The 15,744-nt window shown below is 66.2% G+C and carries 12 protein-coding genes and 1 tRNA gene; 4 read left to right on the top strand and 9 right to left on the bottom strand.

Annotation, left to right across the window (positions count from 1 at the left end; translation table 11 throughout):
* Positions 1-81: 81 nt before the first annotated feature.
* Positions 82-1,044, bottom strand: a complete 963-nt coding sequence (locus tag HWX76_RS01915) for a D-glycerate dehydrogenase (RefSeq protein WP_050011247.1) — start codon at positions 1,042-1,044, stop codon at positions 82-84.
* 313 nt (positions 1,045-1,357) lie between these two features.
* Between HWX76_RS01915 and HWX76_RS01920 the strand changes: the two genes are divergently transcribed.
* The 4 genes from HWX76_RS01920 (at position 1,358) to HWX76_RS01935 (ending at position 5,252) form a co-directional block, all read left to right on the top strand.
* Complete coding sequence (locus HWX76_RS01920; RefSeq protein ID WP_050011248.1) at positions 1,358-2,116, top strand: SDR family oxidoreductase; 759 nt, start codon at positions 1,358-1,360, stop codon at positions 2,114-2,116.
* An 89-nt stretch (positions 2,117-2,205) separates the two neighbouring features.
* Positions 2,206-3,492, top strand: coding sequence for an MFS transporter (locus tag HWX76_RS01925; protein ID WP_124630559.1), 1,287 nt, complete (start codon positions 2,206-2,208; stop codon positions 3,490-3,492).
* Between the two features lie 60 nt (positions 3,493-3,552).
* Positions 3,553-3,945, top strand: a complete 393-nt coding sequence (locus tag HWX76_RS01930; RefSeq protein WP_124630560.1) for a VOC family protein — start codon at positions 3,553-3,555, stop codon at positions 3,943-3,945.
* Positions 3,946-4,004: 59 nt separating this feature from the next.
* Positions 4,005-5,252 carry a citrate synthase family protein gene (locus HWX76_RS01935; protein WP_124630516.1) on the top strand — a complete coding sequence of 416 codons (1,248 nt, stop codon included), beginning with the start codon at positions 4,005-4,007 and terminating at the stop codon, positions 5,250-5,252.
* 470 nt (positions 5,253-5,722) lie between these two features.
* Here the strand turns inward: HWX76_RS01935 and HWX76_RS36615 are convergent, their stop codons facing one another.
* From HWX76_RS36615 to fdnG, 8 genes are all read right to left on the bottom strand, one after another.
* Positions 5,723-5,971: a hypothetical protein gene (locus tag HWX76_RS36615; RefSeq protein ID WP_235356133.1), complete on the bottom strand. Its 249-nt coding sequence runs from the start codon at positions 5,969-5,971 to the stop codon at positions 5,723-5,725.
* 206 nt (positions 5,972-6,177) lie between these two features.
* A tRNA-Sec gene (locus HWX76_RS01945) sits at positions 6,178-6,273 on the bottom strand.
* Positions 6,274-6,305: 32 nt separating this feature from the next.
* Positions 6,306-8,231, bottom strand: a complete 1,926-nt coding sequence (gene selB / locus HWX76_RS01950; RefSeq protein ID WP_176015414.1) for a selenocysteine-specific translation elongation factor — start codon at positions 8,229-8,231, stop codon at positions 6,306-6,308.
* Positions 8,228-9,667 carry an L-seryl-tRNA(Sec) selenium transferase gene (selA, locus tag HWX76_RS01955; protein ID WP_050011252.1) on the bottom strand — a complete coding sequence of 480 codons (1,440 nt, stop codon included), beginning with the start codon at positions 9,665-9,667 and terminating at the stop codon, positions 8,228-8,230. Before selA ends, selB begins: the two co-directional genes overlap by 4 nt.
* Positions 9,668-9,739: 72 nt before the next feature.
* Entirely contained in the window at positions 9,740-10,675 is a 936-nt protein-coding gene (gene fdhE, locus HWX76_RS01960; RefSeq protein WP_176015415.1) for a formate dehydrogenase accessory protein FdhE, read from the bottom strand.
* A gap of 391 nt (positions 10,676-11,066) precedes the next feature.
* Entirely contained in the window at positions 11,067-11,693 is a 627-nt protein-coding gene (locus HWX76_RS01965) for a formate dehydrogenase subunit gamma (RefSeq protein ID WP_089489179.1), read from the bottom strand.
* Entirely contained in the window at positions 11,690-12,604 is a 915-nt protein-coding gene (gene fdxH / locus HWX76_RS01970) for a formate dehydrogenase subunit beta (RefSeq protein ID WP_050011255.1), read from the bottom strand. The genes HWX76_RS01965 and fdxH overlap by 4 nt, the downstream gene beginning before the upstream one ends.
* 10 nt (positions 12,605-12,614) lie before the next feature.
* The gene (gene fdnG, locus HWX76_RS01975) at positions 12,615-15,686 is read right to left on the bottom strand and encodes a formate dehydrogenase-N subunit alpha (RefSeq protein ID WP_143328897.1); all 3,072 of its coding nucleotides are present in this window, start codon (positions 15,684-15,686) and stop codon (positions 12,615-12,617) included.
* Positions 15,687-15,744: the final 58 nt, after the last annotated feature.

Genomic DNA, 15,744 nt, shown 5'->3' on the forward strand with positions numbered 1-15,744 from the left:
GTTGTTGAAGTAACGACGCGCCGACTGCCGGTGGTCCCGCGATCGGATACCCCGGCATGGACCAGCGTGCGGCCGCCATCATCACAGCGCGTTCGGTGCTCTCCTCCCGTCAAGCACGGCCGCGACATTGTCGAGCGCGGTAAGCCCCATCTGGTCGCGCGTCTCGATGGTCGCACTCGCCATGTGCGGCGACAGAAACACATTGTCGAGTGTGGCAAAGCGCGGATCGATGTTGGGCTCGTTCCAATAAACATCAAGGCCCGCGGCGAACAGCCGATGCGAGGTCAACGCGTCGTAAAGCGCATCCTCGTCGACGAGACTTCCACGCGCCGCGTTGACGAACACCGCACCGTCGCGCATCAAACCGAACTCGCGGCGCGTCATCAACGGCGTGCCGCCGCCCGGCACGTGCAACGTGAGGATGTCGCACTGCGACAGCAGCGTGTCGAGATCCGCGCAATAGCGCGCGCCGGCCTCGATCTCCAGCGGTGCCGGCCGCCGATCGGTATAGACGATTTTCATCCCGAACCCGCGTGCGCGCTGGGCGACCGCGCGGCCGATCCGGCCGAAACCGACGATCCCGAGCGTCTTGCCGTTCACGCGCGTGCCGAGCATGTCGGTCATGCCGAACGACTTGCCCCACCCCGCGCGCACGATGCGCTCGTATTCCGATGCACGCCGGCACGCGGCCAGAACGAGCAGCATCGTGAAATCGGCCGTGCAGTCGGTCAGCGCGTCGGGTGCGTTGCTGACCACGATTCCGCGTGCGCGTGCGGCGGCGACATCCATGTGGTCGTAGCCGGCGCTCGCGTTCGCGATGATCTTCACGCTCGACGGCAATGCCGCAATGTGCTCGGCCTGCAGTCCTGATTTCTTGCCGATCAGCACCGCCGGCGTCTGATAGCGGTTGCAGAACTCGACGACGGATGGCGCGTCCATGTCGGCGTCCGTCACATAGGCGTTGAATTCGGCTGCCGCGCGCGCGGCCACCGTAGCGGGAACGCGTCGCGCAACCAGCAGCTGGGTGCGATTGTTGTCAGGCATGGTCTCGTCCTTGGTTCGGATAACGGAGCACAGCCTACGAATCGCGGTCGGCGCGGGTCAATCTTGATTGATTCGATCAACATGTCCGCACGGCCGTGCGCGCCGCCGGATGGCCCGAACGCCTCCGGGCATTTCCCCGTCGTGCGAGGCAGCGGCAGCGCGCGCGCGTCACCGCCACGAACTCAGGAAAACCCTGATTTGCGCCCGTCAGGACGGGGCAGTTGATGTTGATTGAACGAATCAAGATTGCTGCGGCGTCGCCGCCGCGCAATCCTTTTCTCATGCTCAACGAACCGAACACGAGGTCGTGAAAATGCAGACAGGAAAAAAGATCGCGGCGGTGACGGGCGCCGGCACCGGCATCGGACAGGCCGCTGCGGTAGCGCTCGCGCAAGCAGGTTTCAGCGTCGCGCTGCTCGGTCGGCGCATCGATCCGCTCCTCGGGACGCAAGAGATCATCGAGCGGGCCGGGGGCGTGGCAGCGGCAATTCCAACCGACGTGTCCGACGAAGCATCGGTCGACGCGAGCTTCGCACAGATCGTACACACGTTCGGGCGCCTTGACGTGCTGTTCAACAACGCGGGCCGCAACGCCGGCGCCGTGCCGATCGACGATTACACGCTGCAATTCTGGAACGACGTGGTCGCGACCAACCTGACCGGCGTGTTCCTGTGCGCCCGCGCCGCGTGGCGCCAGATGAAGCGTCAGACGCCGCAAGGCGGGCGCATCATCAACAACGGCTCGATCTCCGCCCACAGTCCGCGCCCGAACACGATCGCGTACACGGCCACGAAGCACGCCGTCCTCGGCATCACGCGCTCGCTTGCCCTGGATGGCCGCCCATTCAACATCGCGTGCGGCCAGATCGATATCGGCAACGCCGCGACCTCGCTCACCGAACGCATGGACAGCGGCGTGCTGCAGGCCGACGGCCGCATCGCGCCCGAGCCGCGGGTCGACGTTGCGCATGTCGCGAGTGCGATCGTGCAGATGGCCAACCTGCCGCTCAAAGCCAACATTCTGAACATGACGATCATGGCGAGCGCGATGCCCTTCGTCGGACGCGGCTGACCGCACGCGCGCACACGGCAAGTGCGCCGGCGCACCCCACATAAAAATTGGAGACGACATTGAAAACCGCAGAAGAGCACGTTTCGGCCATACGCCGGCTCGACACACATGCAGGCGCCGCAAGACGCTCGAGGGTACGCTACGGCGTACTGTCGATGTTGCTCGTGGCAACGATTCTCAACTACGTCGACCGCTCCGCGCTCGGCATCGTCGCGCCCGCACTGTCGAAGGATCTCGCGCTCACGCGCGTGCAGATGGGCGAGCTGTTCGCCGTGTTCGGCCTCGCCTACTCCATCGCGCTACTGCCGGCGGGCGTGCTCACCGACTGGCTGGGCTCGCGCGTGGCCTACGCGCTGTCGCTCGTCGGCTGGTCGCTGGCGACGCTGACGCAGGGGCTTGCGCACGGCTACCACATGTTGCTCGGCTCGCGGCTTGCGATGGGTGCGCTCGAGGCACCCGCATTCCCGTCGAACGCGCGTGCGGTGACGATGTGGTTTCCGGTCCAGGAGCGCGGCTTCGCAACGAGCGTGTACGTGATGGGCCAGTACATCGGCACGCCGCTTTTCACCGGCCTGCTGCTGTGGATCTCGTCGGCATTTGGCTGGCGCGCCGTGTTCTTCGCGACAGGCACGTTCGGCGTCCTGTTCAGCGTCGTCTGGTATCGGCTTTATCGCGACCCGTCGCGCCATCGCGGCGTCAATGCAGCCGAGTTGGATTACATCACCGAAGGTCGCCCGGTGGTGACGGCGCGCGATCCATTCGACTGGCGCATGGCGCTGCGTCTGCTCGGCTATCGGCAGGTCCTCGCGATCTGTCTCGGCAAGTTCTGCAACAACACGCTGCTCGTGTTCTTCACGACCTGGTTCATGACCTATCTGGTCGAGGAGCGACACATGTCGATGATCAAGGTCGGCGTGTTCCAGGCGATGCCGTTTATCGGCGCGACGCTGGGCATCCTTATCGCCGGCTATTTGTCCGATCTTTGCATCCGGCGCGGTGTGTCGATGTCGTCATCGCGCAAGGCGCCGCTCGTCATCGGCACTTTCCTCGGCGCATCGATCGTGCTGGTCAACTTCGTGCATTCGAACACGCTGGTAATCGCGATCCTGACCGTCGCGTTCTTTGCGCAGGGCATCGGCTCGATGTCCTGGGCGGCGGTGTCCGAGATCGCGCCCAAACGCTATGTCGGGCTTACCAGCAGCATCACGAGCCTCGCCGCGAATATCGCCGCCGTGACCACGCCGCTGATGATCGGCTATGTGACGCAGCACACCGGCAGCTTCTTCTGGGCGCTGAACCTGATGGGCGCGATCTGTCTCGTCGGCACACTGTCGTATTCGGTGCTGCTCGGCAAGCTGTCGCGTATCGAACTCTGACCCGCGCTCGTGCCGCCCACCTGCCCTTGCGCTGACTCCCCAACTCGACCCTCCACCATCATGATTGAATTCAAATGGGATCACCTGCAACTCTGCTCGGCCGATGCCGAAGCCACCGCCGCCTGGTTCGCGCGCTGCCTGAACGCCGAAATCGTGCGACGCCCCGGTCGCGTCGACCTGCGGATCGGTGACATCAACCTGTTCACCACGGCGCTGCCGCACGCGCATTCGGCAATCACGCCGGACGGCGCGCGCGTGCAGGGAATCGATCACTTCGGCGTGCTGGTCGATGATCTCGACGCGGCTTACCCGCACCTGGTCGACAACGGCGCCGAGATCGTCCAGCCCATCGCGCGGGTCCGCGCCGGCGTGCGCTGCTGTTTCGTGCGCGCGCCTGGCGACATCCTCGTCGAAGTGCTCGAGCGGCGTCCGGCCGAGATGACATTCAACTGAACCCGGTCTATAGTCGGCGCACGCGGCCACGCACCGGCCGCATCCTTATCAAGACTCCCATGCAGAACTGGATCACCCTGACAGAAGCGGCGCGGCGGCTCGGTGTGCGGGCGCAGACCGTCTATGCGTACGCGAGCCGCGGCACCATCGCGGTGATTCAGGATCCAGACGATCCGCGCAGGAGCCTGTATCGCGCCGAGGACGTGGTCGCACTGTGCCGCAAGAAGCAAGTCGGCCGCAAACGGGCGGCGCTGGCGGCCGGCACGATCTTCGGCGCCGAGCCGTGCATCTATAGCGGCATCACCACGTTCTCGAAGGGCCGCGCGTGGTATCGCGGCCGCGACAGCATTCAACTCGCCGAGAGCGCGACGCTCGAGGAAACGGCTGCGCTGCTTTGGCAGGCTACCGCGCCCGTGTCGTTCGATGCGCCGGCGCTCGCACTGCCGCCCGGCGAGCCCGATCGGCAATGCGCGTTCACGATGCTCGCGACGCTGGCCGCAAACGGCCATTCGACGCTCGGCCGCCTCGACAGCGCGCTTCACACCGAGGCCGGGCAGCTCGTCGCGATCGTGTCTCGCGCGTTCGGCGCACATGACGATGCCAGCGCAGGCCCGCTCTGCACCCATCAGCGGCTCGCGGCCGGCTGGGCGCTCGACAGCCGTGGCGCCGACCTGCTGCGCTGCGCGATGGTGCTGGTCGCAGATCACGAGATTACGAGTTCGGCATTCGCCGCGCGCATCACGGCATCGACCGGTGCGTCCCTGGCCGGCTGCCTGCTGACAGGGCTCGCCACGCTATCGGGCCCGCTGCACGGCGACGCGTCGGGACGCGTGCGGGCGATGTTCGACGACGTGCAACGATTGGGGGCCGAGCGCGTCGTCGATCATCACCTGAGGTCCGCGATCCCGCTTCCCGGCTTCGGTCATCATCTGTACCCCGACGGCGATCCGCGCGCGGCCGCGCTGCTTGCGCGACTCGACCCGCCGGCCGAGATCGCGCACTTCGTGGACAAGGTTACGGCGCTCACCGGCCTGCGGCCGACCATCGACGTAGCGCTTGCGATGTTGTCGGTGCAGCTTCGGTTGCCCCGCGATGCGGCGTTTGGGCTGTTCTCGATCGCGCGCAGCGTCGGGCTGCTCGCCCACTGCATCGAGCAGTTGCGCGTCGGCAAGGTGATCCGGCCGCGCAGCCGTTATACCGGGCCGGCGCTCGACGATCGGCATCTGCGGCCCGCCGCTGACGACGATGGCAAATTACCGAAAGCCGGCGTGATCGATAAGAATCGCGTGTTCAAGGTGGTGGAGTAACCCGCGTGACGCGCCGCACACCAAATTGAACGTGTCACCGTTTGCGAGGCAAAGTTGTCATTTGCCGCGGCCTGCGAAGACCGGTGTCAACTCCCCTGCGACGCCGGCAGCGGCAATCACGCGTTGTGCGAAACCTGAGTTTGAACGGGCATGCTCCACAGCGGCCGCTTACCCGAGCCCTTCGCAGGGGCGTTTAATGCAAACAGACAGGCAGATTACAGAAGTTATCTGCAGACGCTTGCAATGAAGCTTTTCGAATGGCAGCACAACCCCCGCGACAAGACAGATTCGCTTGAGGCAGACGCCTTGAACCATATGGATTCTAGAGTGACAGAATTAATTTGCTCTACGTGACTCGAACACGGCTATGAACCAGTTCGCGATCCTCTACGAGGATCGATTCGTTCGACCATCCGTGTGAATCTCAACCCGCCTTGAACACGGAAATCCTGACACCCCCGTCGACGCCATCATCGGTGAAAATGAGTCGCCATGCAATCGATCAGCTCAGCTCCTTGCGAGCCTTGCCTGAAACGCTTTTGCTCTTCAAAGTCCAGCGATGGCAATAGGTGGATGATCTGCTCGTCGCTATATAGCGCCATCACCGTCTCGGCATCCAGCCCGATTACCTTACGCCCTCTCAACGTGTTGGCCGCCTCAATAGTCGCTCCAATTATTACGTCTGCCAACTGCACCGCGGGGCTCACCTTCGAGTCCACCTGCGTCACCGACGTGAGTTTGAGCGGGAACTTCAGACTTGCGATCTCCGACTGCCTGAACTCGATGGCTTCCTCATGGTTGATGTACTGCTGAATCAGGTCATGGTAAGTCAGGAGGTTCTTGGACTGGTCATGCTCGACACAGTACGAACCCTCAGCTTGCGGACTTTCAGAGGAAGCTCAAGGAACGCCGCGGAAGCCCGGCATGGCGGAAGGCAGCAGGAGTCGAACCTACCCAGGAGTGTCTGACACCCCCAACTGGATTTGAAGTCCAGCCGTACCACCGGATACGAATGCCTTCCGTGGGAAAAAGAAACCGAAGAACGACGAGCGCCTACGCCTGAATACCCACCCAACCGCTGTCAGGCCGCAGGTAGTGAAGATCGCGGTGGAAGCGAGTATACCCAACCCGATCGAAGAACTCGAGAATCTGGATCGCGCGCTTGCGACCGAGCCCCGTCGCATCGCGGAACGTCGCCGCATCGAGCCCGCCGCCGCGCGACGGCGCGAGATGCGCGACCAGTTCCGCCAGTTCGCGCGCGACGTCGGCATGATAGAACAGGTCGCGCACGACCTGCTGCACGTCGCCGCGGCGTGCGAGCTTGCGCAACAGCGCGCGCACCGCGTCCTCGGCCGCGCCCGTGTCGCGCGCCAGGTCGCGCACCCACGGCGGATCGAAGCGCCCCGCGTGAATCAGCGGCAGCAGTTGCCGCGCCAGCGCTTCCTCGCGCGGCTCGAGGCTCACCGAATGCGACGGCAGATGCAGCCACGGCCCGCTGCGCACGACTTCGCCGCCGGACACCAGGGCGTCGACGAGCGCGCGCCACAGCGCATCGCTCGCGAGCGGCGCGGCCATCCGCCGCAGGCGTGCGGCGTCGAGCCCCTGCTCGTCGGGCATGCGCTCGTGGTACGCACGCAGCGTCTCGACCGCCCGCGTCTGCAACGCACGCCAGTGCGCATGCGAAATCACCGCGCCTTCGTTCGGCGCGGCATCGCGTTGCCCGATCGCCAGCGCATCGCCGGGCAACGCCAGCACATTCGGCGCGAACCCCGTCAGATGCGTGAGCGTCGCGCGCGCGATGCCGAGCGGCGCCTGCGCGAGCAGCGCATCGACGCGCCCTTCGTCGAGCCACGCCGCGAGCGCATCGAGCCACGCGCGACGCGCAGGCGTGCGGCGCTTGCGGGCCGGCCCGAACGGATCGAGCACCCGGCCGCCGCCGACGGTGCGCGTCGCCTGCGGATTGCGGACGATGAAGCGGTCGCCCGGCAGCGCGAACACCGGCTCGTCGAACACCAGTTGCACGCGCATCCGCTGGCCGGCCGCGAGCGTGTCGCCGTCGAGCAGCGCGACGTGGGCCACGCGATGCAGCGTGCCGAGATGCACATGCAGCGGCGCCCAGTGGGTCAGCGTCAGCCCGGCGTCCGCGAGCAGCGTCAGCTCGACGTCCAGGCGCGGCGACGTCACGACGAACCGCGCGTCGGCGACGGTGTCGCCACGCTCGACGTCGGCCTTGTCGACGCCGGCCAGGTTCAGCGCGCAACGCTCGCCCGCCCGACCGGCCTCGACCGGCCGGTTCTGCGCATGGATGCTGCGCACGCGGGCCGCGCCGCCCGTGCGCACGATCGCGAGCGTGTCGCCCGTCGCGACGCGGCCCGCGAACGCGGTACCCGTCACGACGGTGCCCTGCCCGGCAAGCGTAAACACGCGATCGACCGCGAGCCGGAACAGCCCGTCGTCGCGACGCGCGCGCCACGCGATCGCCGCGTCGGCGAGGTGCTGCTTCAACGCGGCGACGCCCGGATCGTCGGCCACGGTCGCACGCGTTTCGAAGATCGGCGCGCCGGCCAATGTCGAGTCGTGCAGCCACGCGGCGATCTCGTCGCGCACCTCGGCGACGCGCGCGGCATCGACGCGATCGCATTTCGTCAGCGCGACAGCGCCATGCGTGACGGCGAGCAGTTGCAGGATCGCGAGATGCTCGCGCGTCTGCGGCATCACGCCGTCGTCGGCGGCAATCACGAGCAGCGCGAAGTCGATCCCGCACGCGCCGGCCGCCATCGTATGAATCAGTTTCTCGTGGCCCGGCACGTCGATCAGGCCAAGCACGTCGCCGTTGTCGAGCGGCGTATACGCGTAGCCGAGTTCGATCGAAATGCCGCGCGCCTTCTCTTCCTTCAGGCGATCGGTGTCGACGCCCGTCAGCGCACGCACGAGCGTGGTCTTGCCGTGGTCGATGTGCCCCGCGGTCCCGACGATCATGCGGCGGGCCCCGCGAGCGGCACGCATTGCGCGACGAACGCCGCTTCGTCGGCCGCTTCGAGGCAGCGCAGGTCGAGCCGCAGCGCATTGTCGGCGATGCGGCCGATCACCGGGCGCGGCCATTCGCGCAGCCGCTTCTCGAGCTGCGCGAGCGCGCGGCCGCTGCGCTTGCCGTCCGCCGAGCGCACCACGAGCCCGGCGCTCGGCAACTGGTCGACCGGCAGCGCGCCGCTGCCGATCTGGCTGAACATCGGCTCGACGGTCACGTCGAAACCGCTGCCGAACGCAGCCTGCAACGCGGGGCGCACGCGTTCGGCAGCGTCGGCTATCTCGCACTGCGGGCGCGTCAGCAGGCGCAGCGTCGTGAGCCGGTCGCGCAGGAATTCGGGCGACTGATACAGGCGCAGCACCGGTTCGAGCGCCGCGAGCGTCAGCTTGCCGACGCGCAGCGCACGCTTGAGCGGATGCTTCTTGATCTTCGCGATGAGCGCGCGATCGCCGACGATCAGGCCGGCCTGCGGGCCGCCGAGCAGCTTGTCGCCGCTGAACGTGACAACGTTTGCGCCGGCGGCGACGGTTTCCTGCACGGTCGTCTCGTGCGGCAGGCCCCATTGCGACAGGTCGGCCAGCGTGCCGCTGCCGAGATCGACGGCGACCGGCACGCCGTGCTCGCGCGCGAGCGGCGCGAGTTCGGCGAGCGTCGCCTCCTTCGTGAAGCCGCTGATTGCGTAGTTGCTGCAGTGCACCTTCATCAACAGCGCCGTGCGCGGGCCGATCGCGTCCGCGTAGTCGCGCAGATGCGTGCGATTGGTCGTGCCGACTTCGCGCAGCTTCGCACCGGCGCGGCTCATGATGTCGGGAATGCGGAATGCCCCGCCGATCTCGACCAGCTCGCCGCGCGACACGACGACTTCCCGCTTCGTCGCGAGCGCCGACAGCGTCAGCAGCACGGCCGCCGCGTTGTTGTTGACGACGGTCGCGGCTTCCGCGCCCGTCAGTTCGCACAGCAGAGCGTCGATCAGGTCGTCGCGATCGCCGCGGCGGCCGGTGGCGAGATCGAATTCGAGGTTGACGGGCCGCGTGAGCACGTCGACCACCGCGCGCACCGCGTCGTCGGGCAGCAGCGCGCGCCCGAGGTTCGTGTGCAGCACGGTGCCTGTCAGATTGAACACGGTCCGCACCGCGCCCGCGCTCTGCGCGGCCAGCGTATGCGCAACGGCAGCGGCGATGCGCGGCTCGTCGAGCGGCTCGGCCGCGGCGGGGTCGTGCTGCGCGGCCGTGCGCCAGCGTGCCAGTTCGGCCCGCACGGCATTCAGCACGCGCGTGCGGCCATAGTCGGCGACGAGCGGCTGCAGCGGCGCCGACGACAGCACGCGCTCGACCGACGGCACACGCGCCAGCACGGCATTCAATTCATTCACACCCGGTTCGGTCACGTCGTTATCACTCCAGTCTCATGCTTCGCAGTCGGCCGGGCCGACGCTCGCGCACCGCCCCGGCCCGTGCCTTCAGTCCGCTTCCCGCGACACGTCCGGCCACAGCAGCGGGTTCGGCGAACTGCGCTGGTAGCCGGCCTCGTTCATCAGCAGGTCGAGCGTGAGGCTCGCGAGATCGTCCGCCAGCGGCTCGAACTCGTAGTCCTTCTCCTGATAGCCGATCTTGCGATAGGTCTTGCATTCGTCGCACGATTCAGCCTTGACGGCTTCGCTGCCGCCTTCGATCCCGTGATACGCGATGCCCTTCGTCGAATCGCAGTGCGAGCACTTGGTGCGCACCATGTGCCACTCGGTCGTGCACAGCCCGCACTGCAGGAAACGGTAGCCCTGATACTGGCCGCCGACCCGCACGACGCTCGCAACCGGATGCGTGCCGCACACCGGGCACAGCCCCGGCTGGTCGAGATACGGAACGTCGGTCGGCGTCACGCGGCTCGCGAGGTCCGTCCACACGACCTGCAGCGCGGCCATCAGGAACGGCGCGGTGGCCGGATCGACTTCGGCGAAGCGCAGCGCGAGGATCGCGTCGGCCTGCGCGTCGAGCTCGGCCGGCGCCATCAGCCGCAGCCGGTCGAGCAGCTTCGCCAACTGCGGATTGACGAGCCCGGCGCTTTCGACGCGGTCGAGCAGTTCATACAGCACGGCGCGCCAGCGCGAATCGCGCTCGCCGTGGAGCGCCGGCACGAGCGGCATCGAATGTTCCTGCGCGCGTGCGATCGCTTCCTTCGACGGCAGCGGCAGCTCCAGCGTCTGCAGCGTCGCGTGCTGCGCATCGGCGACGGTGGCCATCAGCCGCAGGTAGCCGCTGATCGGGTTCAGGTCGGCAAGCTTGCGCAGCCGCGCGGCGCGCGCCGCGAACGCCGTCGCGCGCTCCGGCAGACGAAAGCGCGGAATGGCCGAATGATCGAGTGCCGAGATCTCGGTCGGCTCCAGAATGCGTTGTGTCACGAAAATCTCTTCCAAGGGGGCTGTTTGCGCATGGAACGCGCATGCGTTGCCACGAGAAGGGCCGCTCGCGAGGCGCGCGACGCAGCGAATACTGGCGTATTCGCAAGGAGCGCAACGTGGCGAGCGGCCCTTCTCGTGGCAACCCGTGTCTAATTATCCATTTTAGGGGAATGCCCGAAATCGCCCACAGGGCGGCGTCGCTCGTCACTTGTCTGGCTCGGCCAAACGGCGCTCCTCGCTCCTTGCCCTGCGAGCGATTTCGGGCATTCGCATGCGCGTTCCATGCGCAAACAGCCCCCAAACTAAGCGCCGACGAATCGGCGCTCTCAGGCGATTCCGACGGTTGGCGGAACAGCACGCCGCAATCGGCGTACCGCCCCGCTCCGCTGCGTTACTTCACGCTTTCACGGAACCACTTCGGGTGATGCTTGCGGGCCCAGCCCAGCGTGACGGTGCCGCGCACCATCGCGCCGATCGAACCCTTCACCCACAACGCCGCGTAAATGTGCACGATGATGCTCGCGATCAGCACGAAGGCCGCCACGGCATGCACGACAGCGGCCGCGCGGATCACCCCGATCGGGAAGTAGAACGAGAAGTAACGCCGCCAGATCACGATGCCCGACAGCAGGAGCAGCAGCAGGCAGGCCACCAGCGTGAAGAATAGCAGCTTCTGTCCGGCGTTATAGCGCCCGACCGGCGGCAGCTTGTCTTCCTGGTTGGTCAGCACGTCGCCGATCTGCCTGAGCCACTGCCGGTCGTCCGCGTCGAGCGCATTGTGGTGCCAGAAGCGCACCACGAGAATCGCGAACGACACGAACATCACGAGGCCGACGAACGGATGCAGGATCCGCGTCCACTGGCCGCCGCCGAACAGCGCGGTCAGCCAGAACATCGACGGATGGAACAGCGCGAGCCCGGACAACGCGAGCAGCACGAACGTGATCGCGGTGATCCAGTGGTTCGTGCGCTCGTTCGGCGTGTAGCGGACGATCAGGTTGGGGTCGTCGTGGTTCATTTCGCGTCCTCCTTGATGCGTCGCGCTTCGTCGCGAGCGGCGGCTTCCTCGTCGTCGGCGACCTCGTTCGGACCGACCCGCGTGTAGTGGAAGAAGCCGGCCAGCGCGGTCAGCGCGAGGCCGGCGACCGCCAGCGGCTTCGCGATGCCCTTCCACAGCTTCACCATCGGGCTGATCGACGGGTTGTCGGGCAGCCCGTGATACAGCGACGGTTTGTCCGCATGGTGCAGCACGTACATCACGTGCGTGCCGCCCACGCCTTGCGGGTCGTACAGCCCCGCATGCTCGAAGCCGCGCTCCTTCAGGTCCTCGATCCGCTCGGCCGCGTGCTGCTTCATGTCCTCCTTGGTGCCGAACACGATCGCGCCCGTCGGGCAGGTCTTCACGCAGGCCGGTTCCTGGCCGACCGCGACGCGGTCGGAACAGAGCGTGCACTTGTATGCGCGATGATCCTTCTTCGAGATCCGCGGCACGTTGAACGGGCAACCGGTCACGCAGTAGCCGCAACCGATGCAGTTCTCCTCGTGGAAATCGACGATCCCGTTGTTGTACTGCACGATCGCGCCCGGCGACGGACACGCCTTCAGGCAGCCCGGATCCTCGCAGTGCATGCAGCCGTCCTTGCGGATCAGCCACTCGAGGTCGCCCGCCGGGTTCTCGTATTCGGAGAACCGCATGACCGTCCACGAATGCTCGGTCAGGTCGGCCGGGTTGTCGTACACGCCGACGTTGGTGCCGACCTCGTCGCGCAGGTCGTTCCACTCCATGCATGCCGTCTGGCATGCCTTGCAGCCGATGCACTTCGATACGTCGATCAGCTTCGCGACGCTCCCGGTCACCGGTTCGCGCACCGTGGGCGGTGGCGTCGTGGTGGCCGAGACCCGCTTGATATCCAGCGATTGCAATGCCATCTCTTTCCCCTTACGCCTTTTCGACCTTCACCAGGAACGACTTGAATTCCGGTGTATAGGAGTTGCCGTCGCCCACGGACGGAGTCAGGGTATTGGCGAGATAGCCGGGCTTCGTCAGGCCCTTGAAGCCCCAGTGCAACGGGACGCCGACCGTCTGGACCTTCTTGCCGTCGACCGTCAGCGGCTTGATCCGCTTCGTGACGAGGGCGACCGCGATGATGTAGCCGCGCTTGGACGACACCTTCACGCGCTCGCCATGCGCGACGCCGACTTCCTTCGCGAGGTCTTCGCCAATCTCGACGAATTGCTCGGGCTGGATGATCGAGTTCAGCCGCGCATGCTTGGTCCAGTAGTGGAAATGCTCGGTCAGCCGGTACGTGGTCGCCACGTGCGGGAAGTCCGCCACCTTGCCGAACGACGCACGATCGTCCGGGAACACGCGGGCGGCCGGGTTGTTCAGCGCCAGCGGGTTGTTCGGGTGCAGCGGGTTCGCCGCGAGCGGCGTCTCGAACGGCTCGTAGTGCTCGGGGAACGGACCTTCGTTCATCCCCGCGCGGGCGAAGAAGCGCGCGACGCCTTCCGGGTTCATGATGAACGGCGCCATCCCGTTTTCGGGCGGTTCGTCGGCCTTGAAGTCCGGCACGTCGGCGCCCTTCCACGCGCTGCCGTTCCAGCCGATCAGCTTGCGGGTCGGGTCGAACGGCTTGCCGGCGACGTCGCACGACGCGCGGTTGTACAGGATCCGCCGGTTCGCGGGCCATGCCCACGCCCAGTTCAGCGTCTGGCCGATGCCGGTCGGGTCCGAGTTGTCGCGCCGCCCCATCTGGTTGCCGGCCTGCGTCCACGCGCCGCAGAAGATCCAGCAGCCGCTCGCGGTCGTGCCGTCGTCCTTCAGTTGCGCGAACGCGGCGAGCTGCTCGCCCTTCTTCACGAGCGTCTTCGCCGGGTCCTTCGGATCGGGCAGATCGGCGAGCGCCTTCCCGTTGAACTCCATCGCCAGTTCTTCGGGCGTCGGGCTTTCCGGGTTCGCGTACGGCCAGGTCAGGTTCACGATCGGGTCCGGGTACTTGCCGCCGTCCTTCTGGTACAGCTTGCGCATGCGCAGGAACAGCCCCGACATGATCTCGAGGTCGCTCCTCGCTTCGCCCGGCGGCTCCGCGCCCTTCCAGTGCCACTGCAGCACGCGGCTCGAACTGACGAGCGAGCCGTTTTCCTCCGCGAAGCAGGTGGTCGGCAGGCGGAACACCTCGGTCTGGATCTTCGACGCATCGACGTCGTTGTAGTCGCCGTGATGCTTCCAGAACTCGGACGTCTCGGTCGCGAGCGGATCCATGATCACGAGCCACTTCAGCTTCGCGAGGCCCGCCGCCGTCTTCACCTTCGACGGCGCCGCCGCGAGCGGATTGAAGCCCTGGCAGATGTAGCCGTTCATCTTGCCGGCATTCATCAGCTCGATCGCCTGCAGCAGGTCGTACTGCTTGTCCAGCTTCGGCAGGTAGTCGTACGCCCAGTTGTTCTCGGCGGTGGCCGCATCGCCCCACCACGACTTCATGAAGCTGACGTGGAATGCCTTGTAGTTCTTCCAGTAGCTGAGCTGGTTCGGCCGCAGCGGTTCCTGCACGCGCTTCTTGATGTACGCGTCGAAGTCCTGCTCGGCCTGCATCGGCAGCGTCATGTAGCCCGGCAGCAGGTTCGACATCAGCCCGAGGTCGGTCAGCCCCTGGATGTTCGAGTGACCGCGCAGCGCGTTCATCCCGCCGCCGGCGATGCCGATGTTGCCGAGCAGCAGCTGCACCATCGCGCCGGTGCGGATGATCTGCGCGCCGATCGAGTGGTGCGTCCAGCCGAGCGCGTACAGCACCGTGCCGGCGCGGCCGGGAACGGCCGTGGTCGCGAGCATCTCGCACACCTTCAGGAATTTGTCCTTCGGCGTGCCGCAGACCTGCTGGACCCTCTCCGCCGTATAGCGCGCGTAGTGCTGCTTCAGCAGGTTGTAGACGCAGCGCGGATGCTGCAGCGTCGGGTCGACCTTGACGAAACCGTCGTCGCCGCGCTCGTAGTCCCAGCTCGATTTGTCCGGGTACGCGTGCTTCTCGGCGTCGTAGCCGGAATAGATGCCGTCGTTGAACGCGAAATCCTCGCGCACGATGAACGAGAAGTCCGTGTAGTTCTTCACGTACTCATGCTGGATCTTGTCGTTCGTCAGCAGATAGTTGATGACGCCGCCCAGGAAGACGATGTCGGTGCCGGTGCGGATCGGCGCGTAGTAGTCGGCCACCGAGGCCGTACGCGTGAAGCGCGGGTCGACGACGATCAGCCGCGCCTTGCGGTGCGCCTTCGCCTCCGTTACCCACTTGAAACCGCACGGATGGGCCTCGGCTGCATTGCCGCCCATCACGAGAATCACGTCCGCGTTCTTGATGTCGACCCAATGGTTCGTCATCGCTCCACGGCCAAACGTCGGGGCAAGACCTGCCACCGTCGGGCCATGTCAGACACGCGCCTGATTGTCGAATGCGAGCATCCCGAGACTGCGGATGGTCTTGTGCGTCAGGTAGCCGACCTCGTTGCTGCCCGCCGACGCGGCCAGCATGCCCGTCGTGAGCCAGCGGTTGACCTTCGCGCCGTCTTCGGCCGTCTCGACGAAGTTCGCGTCGCGGTCGGCCTTCATCAGCTTCGCGATGCGGTCGAGCGCGTCGTTCCACGAGATGGGTTCCCACTTGTCCGAGCCGGGCGCACGATACTCGGGGTGCGTCAGGCGGTTCGGGCTGTGGATGAAGTCGATCAGGCTCGCGCCCTTCGGGCACAGCGTGCCGCGATTGACCGGGTGGTCGGGATCGCCTTCGATATGGATGATGCTCGGCTGTGCGTTCTTCGCGCCGTCTCCGAGGCTGTACATCAGGATGCCGCAACCTACTGAACAGTAAGGACAGGTGTTGCGCGTTTCGACGGTGCGCGCCAGTTTGTACTGTCGGACTTCGGCCAGCGCTTCGGACGGAGAAAAGCCCATCAGGGCAAGACTCGATCCGGCAAGCGACGTGGCGGTCACCTTCAGGAACTGGCGCCGGGACATTTGTAGCATGGCGGTCTCGGCGTTATTGTGGGGTGGGGTACGACTGAAAGGAATTATAGACAGTTCA

The sequence above is a fragment of the Burkholderia sp. BCC0398 genome, from assembly GCF_902833245.1.
Lineage (GTDB): Bacteria > Pseudomonadota > Gammaproteobacteria > Burkholderiales > Burkholderiaceae > Burkholderia > Burkholderia sola.